We start from the raw sequence: 24771 nt of genomic DNA on the forward strand, positions 1-24771 counted from the left end.
GAGAACCCTCGCACGATCGGCACCCATGAACACCCTCACCCCGTCTCGCACCCGGCTCGCCCTGCTCGCGCTCGCACTCGGCGGGTTCGGAATCGGGTTGACCGAGTTCGTCGCGATGGGTCTGCTGCCGAACCTCGCCGCGGACCTGCTGCCCGACACCTGGTCGGTGTCGCATGAGCAGGCCAACGCCCAGGCGGGCTGGCTGATCTCCGCCTATGCCCTCGGTGTGGTGGTTGGGGCGCCCACCATCGCCGCGCTCGCTGCGCGCTTCCCGCGTAAGCAGCTGCTGCTGGCGTGCCTGACCGTGTTCACGCTCGGCACGATCGTCTCGGCGATCGCCCCGACCTTCGAGACGGTGCTGCTCGCGCGCTTCGTCGCGGCGCTGCCGCATGGCGCCTACTTCGGCATCGCGGCGCTCGTGGCCGCCACGCTGATGGGTCCGGGCAAGCGCGGCCAGGGTGTGGCGCTGGTGCTGTCCGGCCTCACCATCGCGAACGTGGTCGGTGTGCCGGTGATCACGTTCCTCGGTCAGCAGGCGGGCTGGCGCGTCGCGTACCTCGCGGTCGCGGGCGTGTTCGCGTTGGCCTTCCTCGCGGTCGTGCTCGTCGTCCCGCTGCAGGCGGGGGATCCCGCCGCGACCATGCGACGGGAGCTGGCCGCGCTCGGGCGACCGCAGGTCTGGCTCGCACTGCTCATCGGGGCGGTCGGGTTCGGCGGCTTCTTCGCGGTGTACACCTACGTCGCACCCCTCGTGACGAACGTCACCGGGCTCAGCGCGTCGTTCGTGCCGCTCGGACTGCTCGCGCTCGGGCTCGGTATGACCATCGGCAACTTCGTCGGTGGGCGCGGTGCCGATCGGCACGTCATGGGCACACTCTTCGTCTGCTTCGCCGCGTTCGCGGTCTCGCTCGCGGGGCTCGGGCTCACGGCATCCAATCCGGTCGCGGTGTTCGTCTTCCTCTTCCTCGTCGGCGGTTCGGCGTCCGCGCTCTCGCCCGCGATCCAGACCCGGCTGATGGATGTCGCCGGCGACAGTCAGACGCTCGCCGCGGCGATCAACCATTCCTCGCTCAACATCGGCAACAGCCTCGGTGCCTACCTCGGTGGTGTCGTGATCGCGGCCGGCTTCGGCTACCTCTCGCCCACCTGGGTCGGGCTCGCGCTGTGCGTGCCCGGTGTGCTGCTCGCGGTGGTCAGCGCCGCGCTGTCACGGCGCGGGTCACAGGCCGCGCGGCAGGTCCGACTCGATCAGGATGCCGTCCTCGATCGCCCGCTTGCGTAGCGCCACCTTGGTGCCGACATCGAACCCGGCGACGCGGTACTTCTCGCGGATGCGCTTGAGGTAGCTCTTCGCCGTCTCCTCCGAGATCGACAACTGGAACGCGACGGCCTTCACCGGCTCGCCGCCGCCGTAGAGCGCCATCACGCGGCGCTCCTGCGCGCTGAGCTTCGGGGCGCCGCCGACCTCCTCGGCGTTGAGCGCGAGGTCCAGCTCGGCGGAGACGAAGGACTCGCCCTTCGCGGCCGCGCGGATCGCCTCGACGATCATGCCGGCATCCTCGCTCTTGACGAGGTAGCCGAGCGCCCCGGCGGCCAGGGCCTCGCGCACGAGGTTGGGCTCGGAATACGTGCTCATGAGCACGACCTTCACCCCCGTGGTCTTGAGTGTGTTGATCTTCAGCGAGACGGGGATGTTGTCCTTGAGGTCGAGGTCGAGCAGCACGACGTCGACGGGGAACTCGGGATGCGTGATGAGCTCGGGCCAGGTCGGCACCGCCGCGACCATGTTGATGTCGCCCGCGGCGTTGCGGATCCATTCGGTGAGCGCGCCCAGCAACATCCGATGATCGTCGACGAGGGCGAGGCGGATGCGGTCGGTGCTGTCGTTCACGGTGTCATTCCCTTGTTCGGGGCGGATCATTGGTCCGCCGGATTGTCGACGAGGCACTGGATCTCGACCCGCAGACTCGAGTGCTGGGTGGAGTCAGAGTACTGCCCGACCCGTCGGATGGCCTCCCACGTGGCCGGGTCGACGCGGTTGCGCGGCACGCCGGTGGTCGTCAACACGATCGGCACGGTCACCTTGTGTCCCTCAGTCGTCTGCACGGAGTCGGTGGCGGGGCCGATGGAGATCTGCACGCTGCGGTTCGTGCTGCTCTTGGCGGGGTCGCTCACCAGCAGCCATGCGGTGGAGAGCAGACCGTCGCGCTGCTGCGGATCGAGCAGCCCGGCCAGGCTCGACTTGTCGGTGAGCGTCACCGATTTGCCGAGGAAGTCCGATTCCGTGATCGCGTGGTACAGCCAGGTCTCGCGGCGTCCCTCGATGAGGTGCAGCCGCAGTTCGGTCGCAAGCGACGCGGCCTTGGATGCCGTCTTCGGGTCGAGCGGAAGCGCCGTCTTGCCGGTGGCCACCGACTCCAGAAGCTCTTCGGCGGCGAGGTCGAGCCGAGCAAGCTCCTCGGAGGCCATCATGCCGACCGCGAACCGCGGCGCCGAGACGGTGCTCTGCACGAGCACGCGATCGAGTTCCACCTGCACCAGCCTGCGGAAGCCGCGCACGGCCACGACGCCGATCACGCCGGGCAACACGGCGAAGGCGAGGGTTGTGATCTGCGGGCCGAGGTCTTCGGGCGCGAGGCTCGAGTTCAACACCATCGCGGTGCCGAGCACGACCCCCAGCACCGCGACGGCGATCAGGATGTCCCGCGCGCGCCGCAGCGTCACGATCAGCAGTAGCGCCATTCCGGCGGTCACCGCGGCGGTCGCAGAGCGGCCGACGTCGTGGAGCGGCCAGATCGCGACAAGGTCGAGCGCGACGGCGGCCGCCAGCCCGGCCATGAAGACCGCGAACATCCAGTCGGGCAGCTGATCGCCGGCGAGTCGGGAGGTCACGAAGGTCGCGACGAGCACCACGATGAGCACGGTCCAGGCCGCCAGTGCCGGCAACGGATCGGGGTAGTCGCCCCACAGGCTCACGAACCAGACGAAGCCGTAGATCGAACGCAGCGCCACGACGACGGCGGCCCCGATCCCGATGAACGAGGTGCCGAGGCTCGCACGGCGCGGCGTCGCGGCACGGATGACGCGGCGCGTCGCATCCGCCTCCCGCCGCTTGCCCCGGCCGAGGATGACGCCGAGGGTGTTCTCCTCGGGGGGCGCGTAGCTCATCGGGGCACCTCCAGCACGACGGTGGTGCCGGATCCGGGGGAGGAGAACAGGCGGGCCTTGCCGCCGACCTCCTTGAGCCGCCCCACGACGGACTCCTTGAAGCCGAGGCGTGCGGAGTCGACGTCGTCGAGCGCGAACCCCACGCCGGAGTCGGTGATCATCGCGCGCACCGTGGTGTCGTCGTCGGTGATGGTCACGTGGGCCTCGGTGACGCCGGAGTGCCGCCGCACGTTCTCCAGGCACTCCGCCAGCGCCAGCAGAAACGCGTCGAGCACCTCGCTCGGCAACAGCACCTGCCCGGTGCCGTGCCAGCTCACCTCGAGACCCATGCGGCCGAATCGCTGCTTGACGGATTCGAGCGTCGTGCCGAGCACGGTCTCCTCGACCCCGCCGAGGTTGTAGTCGCCCGACGACTGCGGGGTGGGCGTCGCGCCGAGCCGCAGCTGCCGCAGCAGCCGCGCATCGTCGGCCGCCTGCTGTCGCAGCGCCTCGGGGGCGACGCCCACACCCGAGTGCGCGAGCAGGGTCAGGGTGGCCAGCACGGTGTCATGCAGGAGCCGGGCGCCCTGCCGGCGCTGTGCTTCCGTCTCCGAGGCCTGCCGCTCGGCGCGGTGGGCGCGGCCGATGCTCGCGATGCGCCGTGCCGCGAGGGGCACGCTCGCGCTGAGCCAGAATCCGATGATGGCCGACAGCACCCAGCCGAGCACGAGCAGCGCGATCGTGCGCATCGGCAGCTGGTGAGGTGCGAGGGCGAGCGTGGTTGCGACCCCGGTGACCACGAATGCGACCGCGAGCAGTGCGCGGCGCGGTCCCGTCGTGGTCAGCACGATCGCCACCGAGGCCATCGACGCCGAGGCGATCTGGGCGATCGCGGAGACCCCGGACGAGCCGGGGCCCGATCCGGCCAGGGACGCGATCAGCACGAGCGCGAGCCCGGCGACGAGCACGACGGCAACCCAGGCGAGCGACCGGCTGGACCCCAGGCGCACCTGGGCGACAGCGACGAGCGCGTAGAGCGGCAGGCAGGCCAGGAGCACTCCGAGATCCACCGAGCCGGGGATGCTGAGGCAGAGCAGCGACACGATGGTGAAACTGAGCCCATAGACCCGCGCCGTGCGCTGGAGGAGGCGGTCGCGCTCCTTGGCGATGAGGTCCATGGTGTCGCCATGCTGTCACAACGCACCCCCGAAAGCGGGGTGGCGCACCGGGGGACAAAGAGGCGAGTTCGTGTCGCCTCTTCGTCAGCTCTCCAGCAGCCGCCTGAGCTGTTCGCCGACGGCGCGGTCCTCGATGAGGAACCCGTCGTGACCGAAGGGCGAGGAGATGACGTGGGGCTCGTCGCCATCGAGGTTGCCGGGCAGGTGCGCGGCGATGCGGCGCTGCTCCTCGACGGGGTAGAGGCGGTCGCTGTCGATGCCGAGCACGAGTGCTCGAGCGGTCGCCCGGGAGAGCGCCTGCGCGGTGCCGCCGCGTCCACGGCCGACGTCGTGCGAACTCATCGCGCCGATGAGGGTGAGGTAGCTGTTGGCGTCGAAGCGCCGCGTGAACTTGTTCCCGTGGAAGTCGAGGTAGCTCTCGACCGCGTAGCGTCCGCCGCCGCCGAGCGGACTCACCCCGCTCTGCCAGCTGCGTTCGAACCGGTCGTTGAGCTCGGTCGGCGACCGGTAGCTGTGCAGGGCCATGCGTCGCGCGAGCGCGAGCCCGCGGTGCGGCCCCTCGCCCTCGGCGGCATCGTAGTAGGCGCCGTCCGCGAATGCGGGGTCCATGCGCACCGCCTCGGCCTGCAGGGAGTTCAGCGCGATCGAGTCCGCGTTGCAGAAGGCGGGCGCCGCGAGCACCGCGACGCGCTCCAGGCGTTCGGGATGGCTGACCGCCCACTCGAGGGACTGCATGCCGCCCATCGACCCGCCGATCACGGCGGCCCAGCGCTCGATGCCGAGGTGGTCCGTGAGCGCGAGCTGCACGGCCACCTGATCGCGGATCGTGACGAAGGGGAATCGCGGGCCCCACTCGGCGCCGTCCGGCGCGTGGGAGGCGGGTCCGGTCGTGCCCTGGCAACCGCCGAGCATGTTCGGCGTGACCACGAACCAGCGATCGGTATCGACCGCCTTGCCGGGGCCGACGATGTCGTTCCACCAGCCCGCCGTGGGATGCCCCGGCCCCTGCTCTCCGACGATGTGACTGTCACCGGTGAGTGCGTGCACGATCAGCACGGCATTGTCGCGAGCCGGATTCAGCGTGCCGGCGGTCTCGTAGGCCACGCGCACCGCGGGCAGCTCGCCGCCGCGCTCCAGGGTCATGGCCCCGAGGGAGGCGAACTGGCGGTCGCCGACCGGGTCGCCCTCGCGCCAGGCGCCCGTCGCCGGGGGCTTGCCCGCGACGGAGCGCGCGTTGGCCTCCGTGATGAAGGCCGAGGGCACGGTGTCCTCGGGTGTCTGCCAGTCCATGTCGCTCAAGTATCGCGGAAAGGCGAAGGCCCGGCGCGACTGTTACGTGCGCCGGGCCCCCGTGGTGCGGGTTACGCGCTCGCCGAAGCGGCGCCCGCCTTCCGCGCCGCCTCGAAGCCCGCTTGGAGGTCGGCCTTGAGGTCGTCGATGTTCTCGATGCCCACCGAGAGGCGCACGAGGCCCGGGGTGACGCCCGTGGTGAGCTGCTGCTCGGGCGTGAGCTGGGAGTGCGTGGTGGACGCCGGGTGGATGATGAGGCTGCGCACGTCGCCGATGTTGGCCAGGTGGCTGAACAGCGTGACGTTCTCGACCAGGGCGCGGCCGGCATCCACACCACCCTTGAGCTCGAACGACAGCACCGCGCCGACGCCCTTGGGGGCGTACTTGTTGGCCGCCGCGTACCACGGGCTCGAGGGCAGGCCCGCGTAGTTCACCGAGGCGACATCGTCGTGGTTCTCGAGCCACTCCGCGATCTCTTGGGCGTTCTGCACGTGGCGCTCGATGCGCAGGCTGAGGGTCTCGATGCCCTGGATGAGCGCGAAGGAGCTGTCGGGGGAGAGGGCGGCTCCGGTGTCTCGCAGCAGCGTGACGCGAGCCTTGATGACGTAGGCGATGCCATCGCCCAGCACGCCCGTGTAGCTCGCGCCGTGGTAGCTCGGGTCGGGCTCGGTGAGTCCGGGGAACTTGTCGACGTGCTGCGACCAGGCGAACTTGCCGCCATCGACGATGACACCGGCGATGACCGTGCCGTGGCCACCGAGGAACTTGGTGGCCGAGTGCACGACGATGTCGGCGCCGAACTCGAAGGGGCGGATGAGGTACGGCGTCGCGATCGTGTTGTCCACGATGAGCGGCAGGTCGTTCTTGTGCGCGACCTCGGCGACCTTCTCGATGTCGAGAATGTTGATCTTCGGGTTGCCGATCGTCTCGGCGAAGAACAGCTTCGTGTTCGGGCGCACCGCGGCGGCCCACTCTGCCTCGTCGTCCTGGTTCTCGACGAAGGTCACCTCGATGCCGAGCTTGGCGAGGGTGTACTTGAAGAGGTTGTAGGTGCCGCCGTAGATCGACGAGCTCGAGACGATGTGGTCGCCGGCGCCCGCGATGTTGAGCACCGCGTAGGTGATGGCCGACGATCCGGATGCCACGGCCAGCGCCGCGGTGCCGCCCTCGAGCGCGGCCACCCGCTGCTCCACGACGTCGGTCGTGGGGTTCATCAGGCGGGTGTAGATGTTGCCGAACTCGGCCAGCGCGAACAGGTTCTGCGCGTGCTGGGTGCTGTTGAACACGTAGGACGTCGTCTTGTAGATCGGCGTCGCACGCGCATTCGTGGTCGGGTCGGGCTGGGCACCGGAGTGCACCTGCTTGGTCTCGAACTTCCAGTCGCTCATGGGTGCTGCTCCTTCATATCTGAGTGGTTCAAAGCCTCGGTCGGGATGCCGGGTCCCGCTGGTGAGCGAGCCTAGGCTCGGGTCGGAGACCGGTCAACGAGTCCCGACACGGGGCGTAACGCATCGACAACGCGCGAGTAGTCGTGCAAGACTAGTTTCGTGTCATCCATTCGACTCTTCATCCTCGGCTCGCTCGCCGAACGCGGGCCCATGCACGGCCACGCGCTGCGCCTGCTGGCGGACGAGGAGCACATCGACGACTGGGCGGATGTCTCTCCCGGCGCGATCTACGGTGCGATCAAGCGTCTCGCCGCCGAAGGGCTGATCGACGCGGTGCGGCTCGAGCGCGAGGGGCACTACCCGGAGCGACAGGTGTACGCGATCAGCGAGGCCGGGCGGCTGTCGCTGTCCGCCATCCGGGTCGAGGCGCTCGAGACCATCGTGCACCGCCCCGACCCCTTCGACCTCGCGATGGCCAGACTCGGGCCGGAGAACCTCGACGACCTGATCGGTATCGTCGAGGCGCGCCTGGCCGAGTTTCGCGCGCGGATCGAGACCGAGGAGTTGCGTCAGACGCGCATCGCGCACTTCCTCACCCTGACCGAGGCGCGCGTGATCCGTCACGGCATCCACCGCCTCCGCGCCGAGGTCGCCTTCCATGAAGAACTGCTCGCGGCGCTGCCCGAGATCATCGCCGACGAAACGGCGCGAAAGGCTGCATCCGATGACTGACGACCAGACCCCGACGACGGCCACTCCGGCCTGGACGCCGCCGGCCGGCGTGACCCCGCGGCGGGCATGGGCCAGCCTCGCGGTGCTGCTCGTCGGCCTGTTCATGTCGCTGCTGGACACCACGATCGTCAACGTGGCGCTGCCGACGATCCGCGACAGCATCCATGCCGACGAGGCGACGCTCGCGTGGATGATCTCCGGCTACGCGCTCGCGTTCGGTCTCGTGCTGATCCCCGCCGGGCGGTTCGGCGATCGTTTCGGCCACAAGTGGGTGTTCATCGCGGGCCTGGCCATGTTCACCGGGGCGAGCCTGTATGCGGGTCTCGCGCAGGACGCGACGCACCTGATCGTCGCCCGCGTGCTGCAGGGACTCGGCGGGGGCATCTTCTTCCCGCCGGTGACCGCGTTCATCCAGTTGTTGTTCGCTCCGGCCAAGCGCGGCAAGGCCTTCGCTATCCTCGGCGCGGTGCTCGGCGTCTCCTCGGCGCTCGGGCCGATCGTCGGCGGGGTGTTGATCGAGGTGTTCGGCAACGAGCACGGTTGGCGAACGATCTTCTTCGTCAACCTGCCGATCGGGCTCATCGGGGTCGTGGCGGCCATGCTCGTGCTGCCCAGGCTCGCGGCGGGCGACAAGGTCTCGTCGGACCTCGTCGGACTGGCCCTGCTCACGGGCTCGCTCGTCGCGCTCCTCGTGCCGTTGATCCAGGGTCAGGGCGAGGGATGGCCGCTGTGGACCTCCCTGTCACTGGCGGGCGGCGGCGTGCTGCTCGTGCTCTTCGCACTCTGGGAGCGCCGGGTGGCCGCGCGCGGAGGGTCACCGCTGGTGCCGCCGCACCTGTTCGCGCGGCCGGCGTTCACCGGCGGAACGGTGCTCGCGCTCGTGTACTTCGCGGCATTCACCAGCATCTTCTTCACGATCTCGCTGCTGTGGCAGGCGGGCCTCGGCCACACCGCGTTGGAGTCGGGCCTGGTCACGATTCCGTTCGCGATCGCGAACATCGTGGGAGCCTCGCAGAGCGATCGGCTCACGCAGCGTCTCGGTCGCGGTGTGCTCGTGCTCGGCTCGTCGTTGCTCACCGCCGGTCTGGGGGCGGTGTGGGGCATCCTCTCGGTGGTTCCCGCAGCGGAGCTCACGGGCTGGATGCTCATCGCACCGCTGGCGGTCGCCGGTTTCGGCAACGGCCTGTTCATCGCTCCGAACACGCGGTTCATCGTCGCCACCGTCGACGGCTCGGAGGCGGGGGCCGCGAGCGGGGTCATCGGCACGATGCAGCGCATCGGCAGCGCGATCGGCATCGCGGTGGTCTCGAGCGTGCTCTTCGGCGTCGCAAACCTATCCGCAGTCGCGGACGAGATCTCGGCGAGGGTCGGTACCGCACTCGCGGACGGCCTCTACTCCAGCCCCGAGGCCGCGGGTGAGGCGATCTCGGCCATGGTGCTCGCCGAGCACTTCGGCCCAGCGGCCACGGTCGCGATGCTGGTGAGCGCGATCCTCGCCCTGGTTGCGGCGGCGTTGGTCTTCGTGCTGCCCAAGCGCGTGCGCACTCACTGACGCGGCTGGTCCCGGTCGCGGCGCGAACCGGTGGGGTCGGTGCGCGAAGGTCCGCCGGGCGCTGCGGGCGCGTCATCCACCTCGCGGAACAGCCAGCGCGGTTTCGGCTCGACCAGGGGCCGGAACACTCGCCGCACGAGCGGGCTGGACAGAGCGATCGAGATGGCGATGCCGGCGAGGATCATGCTCACCAGCCACAGCGCCGAGGAGTGCTCGTCGGCGAGCACGCCCGTCTCGCGGATCGGATAGAGCACGAAGCTGTGCAGCAGGTACACGTACATGGTCGCCTGGCCGAAGGTCGTGTACCAGGTCGCCGAGCGCGGGATGAGCGCGAAGAAGGCCGCGCTCAGCAGCACCGCCAACGCGATGAGTCCGAGGCGCACGAGCCCCGCCCACCACTGGTCCTCCCCGAGGCCGCGGTAGGAGTCGTCGTAGAAGAACCAGAAGCGCAGGTCGATCTCGCGAAACAGGCGGATGTTCGAGGCGACGACCGCCAGCCAGCCGCCGAGCACGACGATGGAGAGGCCGCGCACCCACCACGTGACGCGTTCGGCGGCGCGCCACCGATCCACCAGGCCCCACGTGCGCATCTTCCAGCCGAGCACGAAGAACGGCAGGATGCCGATAGCTCGAGAGAGCGAGAACGTCGAGTCCACGTTGTCGAAGTAGCCGACCGACACCGAGGTGATGATCGCGAAGAGCAACGGCCACCGCACGATCGCCAGGTACGGCAGGATCAGCCGGAAGATGCCAAGCGCGAGCAGGAACCACAGAGTCCAGCTCGGGTTGGTCGGGTTGAACTCGCGCTTGCCTTCGACGAGGAACTGCACGAGGGTCCAGATCGCCTCCATCACGAAGTAGGGCAGCAGGATGTCGGTGAGCACCTTCTTCATCTGCCGGCTCCCCGGAGGCGTGGCCTTCGAGAAGTAGCCGCTGATCATGGCGAACGCCGGCATGTGGAACGCGTAGATGAACAGGTAGGCGGTCAGCGCGTTGTCGGACTCGTAGGTGAGTCGCTGGATGCCGTGACCGATCACCACGAGGGTCACCGCGGCGAAGCGGGCGTTGTCCCAGAACGGCACCCGTCGTCGGTGCGCGGTGCTGGGTGACGGAGAGCTCATCGTTTTCACACTACTTTGGAACGATGGATGCGCGACGTGCAGTAGTGACCGGTGCCAGTTCTGGGATCGGCGCGGCGACCGTGCGTCGACTGCGCTCACGGGGCTGGGATGTCGTGGCCGTCGCCCGACGCGCGGACCGTCTCGAGGCGCTCGCCGCCGAGACCGGCTGCGACGTCTTCGTCGCGGACGTGACGAACCAGCGCGAGGTCGACGCGCTCGCCGCCTTCCTGAGGCAGTTGGGCGACGTGCACGCGCTCGTCAACAATGCGGGCGGGGCACTCGGCGGCATGGACACCGTCGAGGCCGGCGATCCCGAGGACTGGCAGCGCATGTTCGACGTGAACGTGCTCGGCACCAAGCGGGTCACGAGTGCGCTGCTGCCGCTGCTGCGGGCGGGTTGGAAGCCGGGGACGAGCGCGGACATCGTGACCGTGACCTCGGTGGCCGGCTACGTGCCCTACGAGGGCGGCGGCGGATACAACGCGGCGAAGTTCGCCGAGCGCGCGCTCGTCGCCGTGCTGCGCCTCGAGCTCGCGGGCGAGCCGATCCGGGTGATCGACATCGCGCCGGGCATGGTGGCGACCGAAGAGTTCTCGCTCAAGCGGTTCGGCGGCGATCGGGCCGCCGCCGACAAGGTCTACGAGAACGTCGAGAACCCGCTCACCGCCGACGACATCGCCGAGACCATCGTGGCGGCCCTCGAACTGCCGGCGCACGTGAGCGTGGAGCAGCTGACCGTGCGCCCCGTCGCCCAGGCCGCGCAGCACAAGGTGGTCAGGGGCGCGCTGAAGCCTCGGTCGTAGCCGCCTCCTCATAGGGGTCGACCTCGGGGTCGGCGAAGGCGAGCTTGGGCACCAGGAACAGCAGCACCGCCGCGACGAGCGCACCGCCGCCGCAGATCGCGAACACCGTCATGTAGCCCAGCAGGCTCGAGGCCGTGGCGGTGACGGCGCTCGCCGCCCCGGCGGCGAGCACGATCGCGAAGATCGCCGAGGCGAAGGAGCCGCCGATCGTCTTGGTGGTGTTGGTGAGCGCGGTCGCGATGCCCGTCTGCCCTCGCGGAGCCGCGGCGGCGGCGGCGGCCGGGAGCGCCCCGACGAGCGCACCCGATCCGAGGCCGGCGATCGCCATGTTGACGAACACACCCGTCACGGTCGTGTGGTTGACGAGGAAGAGCAGGTATCCGGTGGCCACGAAGAACGTGGCGATGATGAGCGCCACGCGCGGACTCGTCCACCTGGACAGGTGTGGGAAGATCAGGGCGCCGACGATCATCGAGACGAGGTAGGCGCCGATGATGTACGAGATCTCGTCGGCGGGCATCCCCAGGCCGTAGCCGTTGATCGGGTCGGTGCCGGCGAAGGTCGCCAGTGGTGCCTGGGCGCCCAGCAGGCTGATGCCCACGAGACCCGCGGTGAGCTGCACCGGCCACATGGTGGGCTGGCGCAGCACCCGCAGGTCGATCGCTGGGTCCGGATGCTTGAGCTCGAACCGGCTCCACGGCACGAATACCGCCGCACCAGCGAGCATGAGCAGGTACACCCACCACGCGCTCGGCCCGTTGATGCGCAGGAAGGTCAGCCCGGAGGTGATCAGCAGGAGGCCGAGCGTGAGCACCGAGAAGCCGACCCAGTCGAGCTGGCGGCCTGGCAACGGCGTCGACTCGGGCACACCGAAGAGGATCGCGAAGAACGCCAGCGTCACGGCGATCGCGGGCACCATGAGCGTGGTCTGCACATCCCCGCCGAGCGCCGCGAACACGCGACCGCCGCCGAGCGCGCCGATGATCGCGCCTGCCTCGAGCGCGACCACGAGGTATCCGGCGGCGCGCCTCGTCTGCGAGGGACCGCGGCCGGTCACACGCCCGCGGTCGAAGATCAGCGCCACCTCGAGCGGCAACCACACCACGTAGAAGCCTTGCAGCGCCCAGGCGATGAGGAAGGTGGTGAAGTCGCCCGTGAACGCCAGCCACCAGGTGGCCCCCGCTGTGAGTACGGTCGAGATCAACAGGATGCGCTTGTGGCCCACCATGTCGCCGAGCTTGGCGAGCACCGGCACCACGATCGCGCTCAGCAGCAGCTGCGCCGCCTCGAACCAGTTGAAGTCGGCGTCTCGGATGCCGAGATGCTCGACGAGGTCGGGGATCAGGGGCACATAGAAGCCCTGGAGCACCCCGCTGACCAGTTCGACGAGGAAGAGATAGCCGACGAGACCGAAGGTCACGCCGGCGGCGTTGCGGCCCAGGACAGATGACATGATCGGATGCTACTAGCGTTGAGGCATGACGCACGAGGCGACCGACGACGAGCGCGAGACGCTCACCTGGAACGATTTCGGAGTCGCCAGCCGCGACCTCGCCAAGGCGGTGCTCGCGAGCGGCTTCGAGCCGGAGATCGTGGTCGCGATCGCGCGCGGTGGATTGCTGCTGGCCGGCGGCATCGCCTATGCGCTCGGGGTCAAGAGTTGCGGTGCGGTCAACGCGGAGTTCTACACCGGGGTGGGGGAGCGGCTGCCGGATCCGATCATGATGCCCCCGCTGCTGGACGAGGCATCCATCGAGGGCAAGCGCGTGCTGCTCGTCGACGACGTCTCGGACTCGGGCCGCACGCTCGCGATGGTGGTGCAGCTGCTCGAGGTGGCCGGCGCCGAGGTGCGCACCGTGTGCCTGTACTCGAAGCCCGGCACGGTGTACGAACCGAGCTACGTGTGGAAGCGCACCGACCGGTGGATCAACTTCCCGTGGTCTGAGCTGCCGGTCGTCACCCTCGACTGACCCATGCCCCGCCCACTGGCCGAACTCGTCGACCCGGGTTGGGCCGTCGCACTCGAGCCGGTGGCTGGGCGCGTCGCCCAGCTCGGCGAGTTCTTGCGCGAGGAGACGGCCGCCGGTCGCGGCTACCTGCCGGCCGGGGCCTCGGTGCTGCGGGCCTTCACGTACCCGATGGCCGACGTTCGGGTGCTCATCGTCGGGCAGGACCCGTATCCGACGCCGGGGCATCCCATCGGTCTCTCGTTCGCGGTGGACCGGCACGTGCGACCCGTGCCGCGCAGCCTGCAGAACATCTACCGCGAGCTGCACGACGATCTGGGGCTCGCGATCCCGCAGCACGGCGACCTCACCGCCTGGGCCGAGCACGGCGTGATGCTGCTCAACCGCGTGCTCACGGTGCGCCCCGGCGCCTCCGGATCGCACCGCGGCAAGGGCTGGGAGGCGGTGACCGAGCAGGCCATCCGGGCGCTCGTGGCGCGCGGCGGGCCGCTCGTGGCGATCCTGTGGGGTCGGGATGCCGCGAACCTGAAGCCCCTGCTCGGCTCGACCCCAGTCATCCAGAGCCCGCACCCCAGCCCGCTCTCGGCGAGCGGCGGATTCTTCGGGTCCCGGCCGTTCAGCCGCGCCAACGCCTTGCTCGTCGAGCAGGGCGCGCAGCCGGTGGATTGGGCTCTGGCCTGAGGGCGGCGGAATAGACTCGGCTCCATGCTGGAGGAGGAGTACAACCCACCGCGCAGACTGCCGCCGCACCTGAAGCCTCCGGTGCCGTCCGAACCGCCGTTCGAGTTCGCGATCCGCGACGCGGTCGCGGCCGACCTGCCCAGCGTGCGCGAGATCTACAACCACTACGTGCGCAACTCCACCGTCACCTTCGACGAGGAGCCGATGACCCTCGCCGGGCTGCGGCGCAAGTTCGCGAAGATCCAGGAGAAGGGCATGCCCTTCCTGGTCGCGGTGAGCCCGCGCGGCGAGATCCTGGGTTACGCCTACGTGTATCCGTGGAAGGAGAAGGCGGCCTACCGCTACACGGTGGAGAACTCGATCTACCTCGGTCCGGCATCCACCGGCAAGGGCCTGGGCAAGGCGCTGCTCGCCGAGCTGATCGAGCGCTCACGAGCCGCGGGGCTGAAGGAGATCGTCGCGGTGATCGCCGACAAGGGCGCCGAGGCCTCGATTGCGATGCACGAGCAGTTCGGCTTCAAGGAGATCGGTCACATGGGCAAGGTCGGTTTCAAGTTCGATCGCTGGCTCGGCACCGTGCTCATGCAGAAGTCGCTTAAGGAGCGCTAGCGCCCTCGTGGCGCCCGCCGACCTCGAGCACGACGCCGCCGACGACGAGCGCGATGCCCACCAGCTGCTGCCAGGTTAGGGACTCCTTGAAGGCCAGCCAGCTGATGATCGCGACGAGCACCACGCCGACGCCGGCCCAGATCGCGTAGGCGATGCCGAGCGGCACACCGCGCGAGAGGGTGAGCGAGAGCATCCAGAAGGCGCCGACGTATCCGACGCCGACGATGATGTAGGCCCACCAGACGGCCCGATCGCCCGAGGTGAACTTGAGGAACGTGGTCGCGATGACCTCGCCGACGATCGCGAGCGCGAGGAAGAGATAGCCCATGCTCCGCATCGTATGCTGCCGTCATGAATCACGACGTCACGCAGCTGCGACTGGTGGTCGAGACCGAGGACTTCGATGCGGCGCTCGCCTTCTTCCGCGACGCGCTCGGCCTCCCCGAGGAGGAGGCATACCAGGAGGGCGAGGCGAGGGTCGCGATCCTGTCGATCGCGTGTGCGACGCTCGAGCTCTCCAACCCCGCGCAGGTGCGGCTCATCGACCAGGTGGAGGTCGGGCATCCGGCCAGCCGCCCGTACCCGCTGAGCGTTCGGCTCGCGTTCGAGGTCGCGGATGCCGCGGCCACGACCACCGCGCTAGAAGCCGCCGGGGCCACCGTCGTCGCCCCACCCGTCGAGACGCCGTGGCGCTCGCTCAACGCGCGGCTGGAGGCGCCGGGCGGGCTGCAGCTGACAGCGTTCCAGGAGCTCGACTGACTCCCGGAACGCCGCCTGCCGCACGACTCAGCTCTTCGGCGTGGCCCGGCGCAGCACGAAGAACCCGGCGATCCCGGCGATCGCGGTGAGCACGAGGCTCCAGCTGAAGGAGCCGAGGAAGCCCCAGGTGACGAAGAACTGCGCGAAGGCCGGCCACGAGTTCGTGAAGGTGAACAGTGCCGCCACCCCGACGAGCAGCACGGCGAGTCCCGCGAAGAACGCGACGATGCCGTTGGACTTCCAGCGAACGTAGATCGACCCGGCGACCGCGCCCACGAAGAAGAAGAACAGGAACGCGACGAAGAAGATCCAGATGCGCTCGAACCACGGCCCGTCGCCGAAGTAGATCGCAGTGAACATCCGACCGTTCACCCCCCAGCCGTTCGTCGCCTCCTCGACGGCCGCCAGGATGCCCATGCCGATCGCGTACATCGCCGACAGCAGCACGAAGGTCAACGCGGTGCCGAGATAGAAGTCGCGGCGCGTGACCCCGTAGCCGAGCGCGAAGGCGAACGTCAGGTTCATGGACTGCACGGCGACGACGAGCATGTACACGAAGATGTACAGCGACGCGCCGCTGTAGCCGAATCCATCCGCGGCATCCGCGCGGTCGGAGCCGTCGATGGCGTTGTAGATGATCAGCCAGATCGCGTAGTTGATGATGAAGATGAAGCCGAGGATCATCCAGGGCAGGATGATCGTCGTCCACGGATTGGCCAGGTTGAGCTTGACGACGGCCCAGACCCGCTCGAACGGGCCGGCCGGTGCATGGCTGGTGCTCACGTGGTCAGTGGTCACGGGGTCAGTGGTCACGGTGGTCATGAGCTGCGAACTCCCTCTCTGAGGCATTGGTCTTCTGGATGACGAGTTGTTGGAGAGACACGGGCGCGAGCTCGAGCCCGGCGGACTTCGCCGCAGTGCGCTCAGCGGCGCTGAGCCCTGCGACGGTGACGGACGCGAGCCCGCCGATCCCGTCGCGGTGGAGCACCGTGCGCGAGCCGATGAAGGCGTCCACGGCCTTTCCCGTGCCCACGACGGTGGTCGCGCTGCCGCGCAGTGACTCCGCATCCTGATCGATGATGATGCGGCCCTGATCGATCACGATCACGTGTTCGAGCAGGTTGGAGACCTCGTCGATCAGGTGCGTGGAGAGGATCACCGTTCGCGGATGGTGCGCGTAGTCCTCGAGCAGCCGGTCGTAGAAGGTCTGACGCGCGACCGCGTCGAGGCCCAGATACGGTTCGTCGAAGAAGGTCAGCGGGGCGCGTGAGGCGAGCCCGACGATGACGCCGATTGCGGAGAGCTGGCCGCGCGAGAGCTTCTTGATGCGCCGGTCCAGCGGAAGCCGGAAGTCCTGGATCAGCCGCTCGGCAAAGTCCTCGTCCCAGTTCGCGAAGAACCAGGGCGCACTGCGGAAGACATGCTTGACCTTGAAATCGTCCGGGTAGCGCTGGCTCTCCTTGATGAACGAGATGCGCTGCAGCACGCTCGCGTTCTCGACCGGCGACTCGCCGAAGACGCGGATGTCTCCCCGCGTGACGAAGTCCTGTCCGGTGATCAGCTGCATGAGCGTGGTCTTGCCTGCGCCGTTGCGGCCCAGGAGGCCGGTGATGCCGTGCTCCTCGACGCTGAGCGTCACGTCGTCGACGGCCGTGACCTTGCCGAAGACCTTCGTCACGGCGTCGACCTCGATGATGGCGGTCATTCGGTGTCTTCCTTTCTGATCATGTCGGCGAGCTGCTGCCTGCCGATCCCGAGCTTGCTGGCCTCTGCGAGCAGTGGTCGCACGAACTGCGTGCGGAACAACTCGCGGTGCTTGTCGATGAGGCGCTCACGTGCGCCGTCGGCCACGAACATGCCGATGCCCCTTTTCTTGTAGAGGATCCCCTCGTCGACGAGCAGGTTCACGCCCTTGAGCGCCGTCGCGGGGTTGATGCGGTAGAAGACGGAGATCTCATTGGTCGAGGGCACCTGCGTCTCCTCGCCAAGAGCACCCGAGATGATGTCGTTCTCGATCTGCTCGGCGACCTGGACGAAGATCGGCCTGGATTCATCCATGAGGCTCCTCTGCTGGTTGGTTCATTACTTGAGTAACTAACCAACCATGCGAGACGGGAGGTGTCAAGTCCTAGGCTCGTGACGTGTTCGAACTCCATCACCTCAGCGCGCTCGAGCAACTCGACTGGCTGCGGCGCGGTGAGGTGACCCCGCTCGAGCTCGCGGAGCACTACCTGGCGAGGATTCAGCGACTGGATGCCGGCCTCGGCGCCTTCGCGACGGTGACCGGCGACGCGGCCCGTGCCAGGGCCGCCGCCCTCGCGGACGTGCCGCGTGCCGCGGCACTGTGGGGACTGCCGGTCGCCGAGAAGGACCTCTCGATGCGCGCCGGGGTGCGCACGATGTATGGTTCGCGGCTTATGGTCGACTTCGTGCCGGAGACCACCGACGAGATCGTCGAGGTGATGGATGCGGCGGGCGCCGTGAGCCTCGGCAAGACGAACACCCCCGAGTTCGGGATGCCGTCGTACACCGAGTCCCGCGTGGCGCCTCCCGCGCGCACCCCCTGGGACCTCTCGCGCGGCGCGGGCGGCAGCAGTGGGGGAGCGGCGGTCGCCGTCTCGGCGGGGCTGCTCCCGGCGGCGATCGGCTCGGACGGCGGCGGGTCGATCCGTATCCCCGCGGCGGCGACGGGTCTCGTCGGGCTCAAGCCCGCCCGTGGGCGGGTGCCGGCACTGGGCGGCTACGGCCAGCTGGCCGGGCTGCCCACGGCGGGTCCGCTGGCTCGCACGGTGGCCGATGCGGCCCTGCTGCTCGACGCGATCGCGGCCCCGTCGCCATGGTCATCGACGCCGCCCAGCTGGGATGGCGGCGCCTTCCTCAACGCCGCCGTGCGCGGCGAGGGGCGATTCCAGCTCGCGGTCATGACCAGCTCGCCATGGGATACCGCGTACGACATCGACATCGCCCTCGAGGCGCTCGAGGCCTTCGAACTCGCCCAACGCGAGCTGGCCGCGGTCGGCCATGGGCTGGAGCCGCTGGCGCTCGAGCCGGACGAGAGCTATGCGCCCGCGTTCCGCACCATCTGGCAGGCCGGGGCCGCGACGCTGCCTGCCGAGACCGAGGCCGAGCTCGCGCTGCTCGAACCGCTCACGCGATGGCTCGTGCTGCGCGGGCGCGAGCTGCGGGCGGGCGAGCTGGTGAGCGCGCTGCGGCAGCTGGCGGAGTACGAGCGCAGCGTCATCCGTCAGTTCGCGCCGTTCGATGCCGTGCTCACGCCGGCGCTCGCCATGACGCCGCGCCCGATCGGCTGGTACGACGCGGAGGACGGCGAGCGCAATTTCGCGCAGCAGGTGCAGTACACCCCGTGGACGAGCTTCGCGAACGTCAGCGGGTTGCCGGCGATCGCGCTGCCGGTGCACGAGACCGCTGACGGGCTGCCGATGGGCGTGCAGCTGATCGGGCGCCCGGGGCGTGAGGACGTGCTGCTCGCGATCGGCGCCCAGCTCGAGCGTCGGCTGCGGTGGCAACGTCGGCACCCGCCCGCGTGGTCGCTGTGAGTCGGTCGACAGCACTGGCCCCTTAGGTAAGGCATGCCTATACTGAAACGGAGATGTCGACACCAGCGCCCCTGACCGAGTGGAACCCGCAGTCCGCCGACCGCATGCTGCTCGCCGGCGACGAGTCCGCCATCGGCACGATCCGGATGATGCTCGCGGCGCTGCCGGCCAACGCCCGCGGACAGGTCTTCGTCGAGGTGCAGCGGGAGTCGGACGTCGAGCCCCTCACGGCCCCCGGTCGGTTCGCGGTCTGCTGGCTCGTTCGCGATCGTGGCCAGTCGCTGCGTCGCTCCGTGGACGCTTGGCTCACCGAGATGCTCCCCGTGAGTGCCTACGGCGAGAGCACGGTCTACGCCTGGATCGCCGAGGACGGGCCGGCACGCCTGCTCAGCTCGAACTAGCTGCAGCAGCGAGCCCGACGAGACGCGCGCTCTCGGCCCACAGCGCATCCCCGATCCCCGCGATGCGTGCGCTGCGGTTGACCCGGCCGTCCGGCCGGAACCGATCGAAGTACGTGCCGCTCGGTGCGGGCACGGTCTCGTCCGTGACGAGCCGCACGAGGGGAGCCGCGCCCTGCTCGGGGGAGAGCGCGAGCCAGCCCAGGCCCAACCGATTGCCGGTGCGCACCAGCGCCTTCTCGGCACCGAAACCGGTCGCCACGTAGCCCGGGTGGAACGAGTACGCCTCGAAGCCCCGCTCCGCGAGGGACCGGGTGAACAGGATCGTGGCGATCTTGCTCGTGCCGTAGGGGCGCCACCCGCCCAGCCACGGGCGCCCCTCCCACTCCAGGTCGTCGAGCCGCAGCTGCCCGAAGGTGTTGCCGATGCTCGCGGTGCCGATGATGCGCGCCGTCGTCAGCCGCGGCATGAGCAGGTTCGTCAGCAGGAACGGGGCGAGATGGTTGTGCTGCAGGGTGCGCTCGTACCCGTCGACAGACAGTGCCCGAGCGCTCTGCATCCCACCGGCGTTGTTCGCGAGCACGTCGATGCGCTCGTACGCGTCGGCGAGGGATGCCGCGAGCCCGCGCACATCGTCGAGCCGGTCGTAGTCCGCGAGGAACGCCGTGCCGCCGACGCTCTCGGCGACGGCCCGGGTGCGTTCCGGGTGGCGACCCACGACGGCGACGTGCCATCCCTCGTCCGCGATGGCGCGCGCGGCGGCGGCCCCGATTCCCGAGCTCGCTCCGGTGATGACCGCGACTCGCGTCACAGGTACCCGCCCTTCTTCAGTCCAGCTTCGATCTCGAATCGGTTGCGCCGTCCATCCTGCCCTGCCTCGACGTAGAGAGGGATGAAGGCCAGCCCGTACTTGCGCCACTGCGCGCGGTGCACGGCCTCGTGCTCCAGGATGTCATCGCTGATGTTGTCGCCGGTGAGGTAGACCGCTCCGACCGTGGTGCCGCCGCGCCCGTAGGCCCAGCTCGGGAGGTTGCGCGCCACGATCACGCCGCCGCGCCGCGAGAGGTGGCAGCCGCCGAGCAGCGCGCCCCAGATCACCGCGCAGGCGGTCGCGAACCAGTAGCCGGGTCGGGAGATCACCGGGTGCAGCAGCACCCGCCGCAGCCACCCGATGCGTGCCACCCCGCGCACGATACCCCCGGAACCGCGCGTCGCCACGGGCCCCGGCTGCTCCATGCTCGGCAGCCTATCGCGGTGCTCAGCCCCGCAAGGTCGGGCGCCCGTAGGTCTCGAGCAGACGCAGCCAGATCTCGTTCATCGTGGGGTAGGCGGGCACGGCGTGCCAGAGCCGTTCCAGCGGCACCTCGCCGACGATCGCGATCGTCGCGGCCTGGATGAGCTCGGCGACGTCCTGCCCGACGAAGGTGACCCCGATGACGGTTCCGCGCTGCTCATCGACGACCATGCGCGCGCGGCCGCGGTAACCATCCGCCTGCAGGCTCGCCCCCGCGACGTGTCCGAGCTCGTAGTCGACGACACGGATGTCGCGCCCCGCCGCGATCGCCGCCTGCGAGGTCAGTCCCACCGAGGCCACCTCCGGCTCGCTGAACGTCACCTGGGGCACGGCGGAATGGTCGGCGGTGGCGACGTGGATGCCCCAGGGCGCGTCATCCACCCGTTCGCCCTTCGCCCGGGCCGCGATCACGTCGCCCGCCGCCCGGGCCTGGTACTTGCCCTGGTGGGTCAGCAGCGCCCGATGGTTCACGTCGCCCGTGGCGTAGAGCCAGTCGACGCCGTCGACGCGCAGGGTGTCGTCGACGGTGAGCCACGATCCGGGCTCGAGTCCGATCGTCTCGAGCCCGATGTCGTTCGTGCGCGGCACCCGGCCGGTCGCCACCAGCACCTGCTCGGCGAGCACCGTCTCACCGCCGGCCGTGAGCGTCACCCCGGCGTCGCTGCGCTCCACCCGCTCGGGCGCGGCGTAGCGGAGGTCGACACCCAGCTCGCGCAGCCCGGTGGCCACCGAATCGCCGACGAAGTCCTCCTGGTTGGTCAGCAGCCCGCTGCGCGCGAACACCGTGACGGCGGTGCCGAAGCTGGCGTACGCGGTCGCCATTTCGACCGCGACCACACCGCCGCCGATGATCGCGAGGCTCTGCGGCGCCGACTGGGCGCTCGTCGCATCCCGCGGCGTCCAGGGCGCGGCATCGAGCAGCCCCGGGATGTCGGGGAGCACCGGATCGGAACCGGTGCTGACCACGACCGCGTGGCGCGCGCTCAGCGCGGACGCGGTGCCGTCGGATGCGGTGACCGTCACCTCGCGAACCCCCGTGATGCGTCCGTGACCTCGCACCAGCTCGATCCCCGCGCCGTGCACCCACGAGACCTGGCTCGAATCGTCCCAGTCGTGAGTGAACGAGTTGCGTCGAGCGAGCACGGCGGACACGTCGAGTCCACCCGTCACGGCCTGTTTGGCGCCCCCGAGACGCTGTGCGGCGCGCAGCGCCATGCCGCTGCGGATGAGCGCCTTGGAGGGCATGCAGGCCCAGTATGAGCATTCACCGCCCACGAGCTCGCTCTCGATGAGCACCGCGGTCAGACCGCCCTGCACCGCGCGATCCGCAACGTTCTCGGCGACCGCGCCCGCCCCGATGATGACGACGTCATACTCCATGCGCCCACCCTACGACGCTGCCGATATGCTCTGACCAGACAGTCCACCTCAGTTTTCGGGAGCCGCTCGTGAGCATCCGCCTCGCATCGATCGCCACCATCGCCGCCGCATCCGTGGCGCTCCTCGCCGGATGCACCGCCACAACGTTGAGCGCGGCCGCCGAGGACATCGCGACCACCGCGGAGAACGCCCTCGAAGAGCAGGTGGGTTCCCGCCCCGAGATCGACTGCGGCACGGGCGAGATCGAGCTCAAGGTCGGGCTGGTCGTCGACTGCGTGCTCACCGACCCGACGACCGGCGAGCAGTTCGACGCGCCGGTGACCATCGAGGCCATCGAGGGATCCACCTACACGGTCGGCGTGCAGGTCGGCGACGCCCCGATCAACGCGCCGGAGCCGCAGCCGACCGTGGAGCCGGACCCCTCCGGCAACCCGACCGTGCCGGGCGACGACATCGCACAACTCGCGGCGGGCGCGCTCGAGTCCGTGCTCGGGTTCCTGCCGGAGCTCGCCTGCCCCGAGGCACAGGTGCAGATCGTGGTCGGCAACACCACGTTCTGCAGCTTCGACGACGAACAGGGCGTCGCGCACGACGTGCGCGTGGACATCACCGAGTTCGACGGCTCGAACTACAGCATCAACGCCGAAGTGCTGAACTAGCGGGCCAGAGCGGCGACGATCCGCAGGATGGTCGGCAGGTCGTCGACCGCGGCCTCCGCCGAGGCCGGCGCGAACTCCGTGATGCCCGCGCCGACGAGCTCGAAGCGCTCCCGCAGTGCGTCGAGCTGCGCGATGAGCGCGGTCGGAGTCAACCCGAACGGTTCGGGGGAGTCGAGCCCCGAGAACTCGCCCGGGTCGAGCACATCCAGGTCGATGTGCACGTACACCGTCGTGGCTCCCGTCGCCGCGACCGCCGCGACGAGCGCGACGGGGTCATCACCGAGCACCGGGATGCCGCGTTCGGCGATGAACGCCTGCTCCGGGGGATCGAACGACCTGGCTCCCACCAGCACGAGACGTTCCGGTGCCAGTGCCACCGGGGGAACCAGTCCCGCCTCGCAGTCCCCGAGCAGCGCGCGCAGCACCATCCCGTTGAAGTCGCCCGAGGGGGAGGACTGGGGCGTGTTGAGGTCGGGGTGCGCGTCGAACCAGACGACCGCGGCATCCGGGCGCCGTTCGAGCGCGTGCCCGATCGCACCGAGCTCGACACCGCAGTCCCCGCCGATCGTGATCGGTGTGTCGGCGATGCCGCGCAGTGTCTGCGTCAACCGGTCGCGCACGAGCGCGATCGAGCTCATCCGGTGCACCGCCGTGCCGAGCGCGTCACCGGCCTCGAGCGGCACGTCGACCACGCGGGTGGATGCCACGGGCAGGTCCTCGCAGATCGCCGCCGCACCGTCGACCAGGCGCATCGCGCGGGATGACCCCGATGCCTGCCACTCGGGGACGACGACGAACGCGACGGTCATGCGCAAACCCTAGCGCGTCGCCCTCGCGATGCTCTCGCGCAGTCCCGGAGCCGCCTCGACGGCGGTGTAGGCGGGCGTGTCGCGCTCGACGCGCCAGCTCTCCGAGAGCGGGCCGAGGTCGACGGCGTCGAAACCGAACTCGTCGTAGAGTCGCACGGCGAAGTCCCGGGCGTCGGCGTGGTCGCTGGCGGTCGCCAGAGCACGCCGGCCGGGCGTACCGGTCGGCGTGCCGTGGGTGGTGATGTGCTTGGAATAGATGTGGTTGAAGGCCTTCGCCACGCGGCTGCCCGCGAGGTGCTCCTGCAGCAGGCCGCTCGTCGTCGCGGTCTTGGCGTCGAGCCTCGCGATGCGGCCGTCCCGCTCGAAGTAGTAGTTGTTGGCGTCGAGCACGATCTTGCCCGCCAGCGGCGCCGGGTCGATCTCGCCGATGCGCCCCAACGGGATCGCCACCAGCGCGACGTCGCCGACTGCGGCGGCGTCGGCGGCCCAGGCCGCGCTCGCTCTCGGACCGAGCTCGGCGACGAGGTCGGCGAGTGTCTCGGGCGCCCTCGAATTGGAGACGACGACGTCGTATCCGGTCTGGATCGCCTTGCGGGCGACCTGGCTGCCGATGTTGCCTGCTCCGATGAGCGCGATGGTGGTCATGCCCGCCTACAACGCCGAAGGGGCCCGAGATTCTTCCCGGGCCCCTTCGTGCGGTCGGCGCGTCAGGAGGTGACGGCCTTCGGGCTGTTGCCCGCCTTCAACGCTGCGAGCCGCAGGTCGACCTCGGCCTGCTCGCCCAGCTGGTCCAGTTCGTTGAACTGCGCGTCGAGCGTGGATGCCGCGATCTCCTGCTTGCCGAGCACCATGGCCTCCTCGCGGCGGATCTTCTCCTCGAAGCGCCCGATCTCGCTCGTCGGGTCCATGATGTCGATCGACTTGACGGCGTCCTGCACCTGCTGCTGGGCCTGCGCGGTCTTCGCCCGCGCCACGAGCTCGTCGCGCTTCGAGGTGAGCTCGTTGAGCTTGGCGCGCATGCCCTCGAGGCCCTTCTTGAGCTGGTCGACGACCTGCGTCTGCGAGGCGATCGTCGGCTCGACGACCTTCGCCTCGTTCTCGCTGGAGACCTGCTTGCTGAGCGCGACCTTGGCCAGGTTGTCGAACTTGTCGGCGTCGGCGGTGTTGCCGGCGGCGCGCAGCTCGTCGGCCTTCTGGCTCGCGGCGAGCGCCTTGCGGCCCCAGTCGGCGGCGGCTTCGACGTCTTCGACGTGGTCCTGCTCCATCAGGCGCAGGTTGCCGATGGTCTGAGCGACTGCGCTCTCGGCCTCGGCGATCGAGTTCGTGTAGTCGCGCACGAGCTGGTCGAGCATGAGCTGGGGGTCTTCGGCCTGGTCGAGCAGGGCGTTGATGTTCGCCTTGAGCAACTGCGAGATGCGTCCGAGAATCGATTGCTTGGCCATGGGAT

28 protein-coding genes are annotated in these 24771 nt (G+C 69.5%); 11 read left to right on the forward strand and 17 right to left on the reverse strand.

Annotated elements, in window-relative coordinates; genetic code table 11:
- Window positions 1-25: 25 nt before the first annotated feature.
- The gene (locus tag PYV02_RS11310) at window positions 26-1282 is read left to right on the forward strand and encodes an MFS transporter (RefSeq protein ID WP_275759127.1); all 1257 of its coding nucleotides are present in this window, start codon (window positions 26-28) and stop codon (window positions 1280-1282) included.
- Here the strand turns inward: PYV02_RS11310 and PYV02_RS11315 are convergent.
- The 5 genes from PYV02_RS11315 to PYV02_RS11335 form a co-directional block, all read right to left on the reverse strand.
- On the reverse strand, window positions 1220-1891 hold the full coding sequence (locus PYV02_RS11315) for a response regulator transcription factor (RefSeq protein WP_275759128.1): 672 nt from the start codon (window positions 1889-1891) through the stop codon (window positions 1220-1222). The genes PYV02_RS11310 and PYV02_RS11315 overlap by 63 nt on opposite strands.
- 26 nt (window positions 1892-1917) lie before the next feature.
- Window positions 1918-3168 carry a hypothetical protein gene (locus PYV02_RS11320; RefSeq protein WP_275759129.1) on the reverse strand — a complete coding sequence of 417 codons (1251 nt, stop codon included), beginning with the start codon at window positions 3166-3168 and terminating at the stop codon, window positions 1918-1920.
- A complete protein-coding gene (locus PYV02_RS11325; RefSeq protein WP_275759130.1) occupies window positions 3165-4325 on the reverse strand; it encodes a sensor histidine kinase in 1161 nt (386 codons plus the stop codon). The genes PYV02_RS11320 and PYV02_RS11325 overlap by 4 nt, the downstream gene beginning before the upstream one ends.
- An 84-nt stretch (window positions 4326-4409) precedes the next feature.
- Window positions 4410-5615, reverse strand: coding sequence for a homoserine O-acetyltransferase MetX (gene metX, locus PYV02_RS11330; protein ID WP_275759131.1), 1206 nt, complete (start codon window positions 5613-5615; stop codon window positions 4410-4412).
- A gap of 71 nt (window positions 5616-5686) precedes the next feature.
- Window positions 5687-7003 carry a bifunctional o-acetylhomoserine/o-acetylserine sulfhydrylase gene (locus PYV02_RS11335; RefSeq protein WP_275759132.1) on the reverse strand — a complete coding sequence of 439 codons (1317 nt, stop codon included), beginning with the start codon at window positions 7001-7003 and terminating at the stop codon, window positions 5687-5689.
- Window positions 7004-7162: 159 nt separating this feature from the next.
- Between PYV02_RS11335 and PYV02_RS11340 the strand changes: the two genes are divergently transcribed.
- On the forward strand, window positions 7163-7735 hold the full coding sequence (locus tag PYV02_RS11340) for a PadR family transcriptional regulator (protein WP_275759133.1): 573 nt from the start codon (window positions 7163-7165) through the stop codon (window positions 7733-7735).
- On the forward strand, window positions 7728-9287 hold the full coding sequence (locus PYV02_RS11345; RefSeq protein ID WP_275759134.1) for an MFS transporter: 1560 nt from the start codon (window positions 7728-7730) through the stop codon (window positions 9285-9287). The genes PYV02_RS11340 and PYV02_RS11345 overlap by 8 nt, the downstream gene beginning before the upstream one ends.
- Here PYV02_RS11345 and PYV02_RS11350 read toward each other — a convergent pair.
- Entirely contained in the window at window positions 9281-10408 is a 1128-nt protein-coding gene (locus tag PYV02_RS11350) for an acyltransferase family protein (RefSeq protein ID WP_275759135.1), read from the reverse strand. The two genes, PYV02_RS11345 and PYV02_RS11350, sit on opposite strands and share 7 nt — an antisense overlap.
- 23 nt (window positions 10409-10431) lie before the next feature.
- Between PYV02_RS11350 and PYV02_RS11355 the strand changes: the two genes are divergently transcribed.
- Window positions 10432-11211, forward strand: a complete 780-nt coding sequence (locus tag PYV02_RS11355) for an SDR family oxidoreductase (RefSeq protein ID WP_275759136.1) — start codon at window positions 10432-10434, stop codon at window positions 11209-11211.
- On the opposite strand, the gene PYV02_RS11360 is transcribed toward PYV02_RS11355, so the two are convergent.
- On the reverse strand, window positions 11183-12664 hold the full coding sequence (locus PYV02_RS11360) for an MFS transporter (protein ID WP_275759137.1): 1482 nt from the start codon (window positions 12662-12664) through the stop codon (window positions 11183-11185). The two genes, PYV02_RS11355 and PYV02_RS11360, sit on opposite strands and share 29 nt — an antisense overlap.
- A 25-nt stretch (window positions 12665-12689) precedes the next feature.
- Here PYV02_RS11360 and PYV02_RS11365 point away from each other — a divergent pair, with 25 nt between their 5' ends.
- The 3 genes from PYV02_RS11365 to PYV02_RS11375 are packed head-to-tail and all read left to right on the forward strand — an operon-like array spanning window position 12690 to window position 14468.
- A complete protein-coding gene (locus PYV02_RS11365) occupies window positions 12690-13181 on the forward strand; it encodes a phosphoribosyltransferase (RefSeq protein WP_275759138.1) in 492 nt (163 codons plus the stop codon).
- Window positions 13182-13184: 3 nt separating this feature from the next.
- Window positions 13185-13859, forward strand: a complete 675-nt coding sequence (locus PYV02_RS11370; protein ID WP_275759139.1) for a uracil-DNA glycosylase — start codon at window positions 13185-13187, stop codon at window positions 13857-13859.
- A 24-nt stretch (window positions 13860-13883) separates the two neighbouring features.
- Window positions 13884-14468: a GNAT family N-acetyltransferase gene (locus tag PYV02_RS11375; RefSeq protein ID WP_275759140.1), complete on the forward strand. Its 585-nt coding sequence runs from the start codon at window positions 13884-13886 to the stop codon at window positions 14466-14468.
- Here the strand turns inward: PYV02_RS11375 and PYV02_RS11380 are convergent.
- Window positions 14455-14796, reverse strand: a complete 342-nt coding sequence (locus PYV02_RS11380; RefSeq protein ID WP_275759141.1) for a DMT family transporter — start codon at window positions 14794-14796, stop codon at window positions 14455-14457. The two genes, PYV02_RS11375 and PYV02_RS11380, sit on opposite strands and share 14 nt — an antisense overlap.
- 23 nt (window positions 14797-14819) lie before the next feature.
- On the opposite strand from PYV02_RS11380, the gene PYV02_RS11385 reads away from it, so the two are divergent.
- Entirely contained in the window at window positions 14820-15227 is a 408-nt protein-coding gene (locus tag PYV02_RS11385; protein ID WP_275759142.1) for a VOC family protein, read from the forward strand.
- 27 nt (window positions 15228-15254) lie between these two features.
- On the opposite strand, the gene PYV02_RS11390 is transcribed toward PYV02_RS11385, so the two are convergent.
- The 3 genes from PYV02_RS11390 to PYV02_RS11400 are packed head-to-tail and all read right to left on the reverse strand — an operon-like array spanning window position 15255 to window position 17285.
- Window positions 15255-16025: an ABC transporter permease gene (locus PYV02_RS11390; RefSeq protein ID WP_275759143.1), complete on the reverse strand. Its 771-nt coding sequence runs from the start codon at window positions 16023-16025 to the stop codon at window positions 15255-15257.
- A gap of 4 nt (window positions 16026-16029) precedes the next feature.
- The gene (locus PYV02_RS11395) at window positions 16030-16932 is read right to left on the reverse strand and encodes an ABC transporter ATP-binding protein (RefSeq protein WP_275759144.1); all 903 of its coding nucleotides are present in this window, start codon (window positions 16930-16932) and stop codon (window positions 16030-16032) included.
- Entirely contained in the window at window positions 16929-17285 is a 357-nt protein-coding gene (locus PYV02_RS11400; protein ID WP_275759145.1) for a GntR family transcriptional regulator, read from the reverse strand. Before PYV02_RS11400 ends, PYV02_RS11395 begins: the two co-directional genes overlap by 4 nt.
- Before the next feature lie 83 nt (window positions 17286-17368).
- On the opposite strand from PYV02_RS11400, the gene PYV02_RS11405 reads away from it, so the two are divergent.
- Together PYV02_RS11405 and PYV02_RS11410 are read left to right on the forward strand one after the other, a co-directional pair.
- The gene (locus tag PYV02_RS11405; RefSeq protein ID WP_275759146.1) at window positions 17369-18784 is read left to right on the forward strand and encodes an amidase; all 1416 of its coding nucleotides are present in this window, start codon (window positions 17369-17371) and stop codon (window positions 18782-18784) included.
- A gap of 53 nt (window positions 18785-18837) precedes the next feature.
- The gene (locus tag PYV02_RS11410; protein WP_275759147.1) at window positions 18838-19185 is read left to right on the forward strand and encodes a siderophore-interacting protein; all 348 of its coding nucleotides are present in this window, start codon (window positions 18838-18840) and stop codon (window positions 19183-19185) included.
- Here PYV02_RS11410 and PYV02_RS11415 read toward each other — a convergent pair.
- Genes PYV02_RS11415 through PYV02_RS11425 form a run of 3 tightly spaced genes read right to left on the reverse strand, consistent with a single transcriptional unit; the run spans window position 19172 to window position 21856 of the window.
- Entirely contained in the window at window positions 19172-19993 is an 822-nt protein-coding gene (locus PYV02_RS11415; RefSeq protein WP_275759148.1) for an SDR family NAD(P)-dependent oxidoreductase, read from the reverse strand. The two genes, PYV02_RS11410 and PYV02_RS11415, sit on opposite strands and share 14 nt — an antisense overlap.
- Window positions 19990-20418: a hypothetical protein gene (locus PYV02_RS11420; protein WP_275759149.1), complete on the reverse strand. Its 429-nt coding sequence runs from the start codon at window positions 20416-20418 to the stop codon at window positions 19990-19992. Before PYV02_RS11420 ends, PYV02_RS11415 begins: the two co-directional genes overlap by 4 nt.
- Window positions 20419-20440: 22 nt before the next feature.
- The gene (locus PYV02_RS11425) at window positions 20441-21856 is read right to left on the reverse strand and encodes a dihydrolipoyl dehydrogenase family protein (protein ID WP_275759150.1); all 1416 of its coding nucleotides are present in this window, start codon (window positions 21854-21856) and stop codon (window positions 20441-20443) included.
- 68 nt (window positions 21857-21924) lie between these two features.
- On the opposite strand from PYV02_RS11425, the gene PYV02_RS11430 reads away from it, so the two are divergent.
- Entirely contained in the window at window positions 21925-22515 is a 591-nt protein-coding gene (locus PYV02_RS11430; RefSeq protein ID WP_275759151.1) for a hypothetical protein, read from the forward strand.
- On the opposite strand, the gene PYV02_RS11435 is transcribed toward PYV02_RS11430, so the two are convergent.
- From PYV02_RS11435 to PYV02_RS11445, 3 genes are all read right to left on the reverse strand, one after another.
- A complete protein-coding gene (locus PYV02_RS11435) occupies window positions 22512-23324 on the reverse strand; it encodes an arginase family protein (protein ID WP_275759152.1) in 813 nt (270 codons plus the stop codon). The two genes, PYV02_RS11430 and PYV02_RS11435, sit on opposite strands and share 4 nt — an antisense overlap.
- 9 nt (window positions 23325-23333) lie before the next feature.
- Window positions 23334-23969, reverse strand: coding sequence for an NADPH-dependent F420 reductase (locus tag PYV02_RS11440; protein WP_275759153.1), 636 nt, complete (start codon window positions 23967-23969; stop codon window positions 23334-23336).
- A 62-nt stretch (window positions 23970-24031) separates the two neighbouring features.
- The gene (locus tag PYV02_RS11445; protein WP_275759154.1) at window positions 24032-24766 is read right to left on the reverse strand and encodes a PspA/IM30 family protein; all 735 of its coding nucleotides are present in this window, start codon (window positions 24764-24766) and stop codon (window positions 24032-24034) included.
- Window positions 24767-24771 lie beyond the last annotated feature (5 nt).

This window comes from Antiquaquibacter metalliresistens, from assembly GCF_029211225.1.
In the GTDB taxonomy this organism is placed as follows: domain Bacteria; phylum Actinomycetota; class Actinomycetes; order Actinomycetales; family Microbacteriaceae; genus Rhodoglobus; species Rhodoglobus metalliresistens.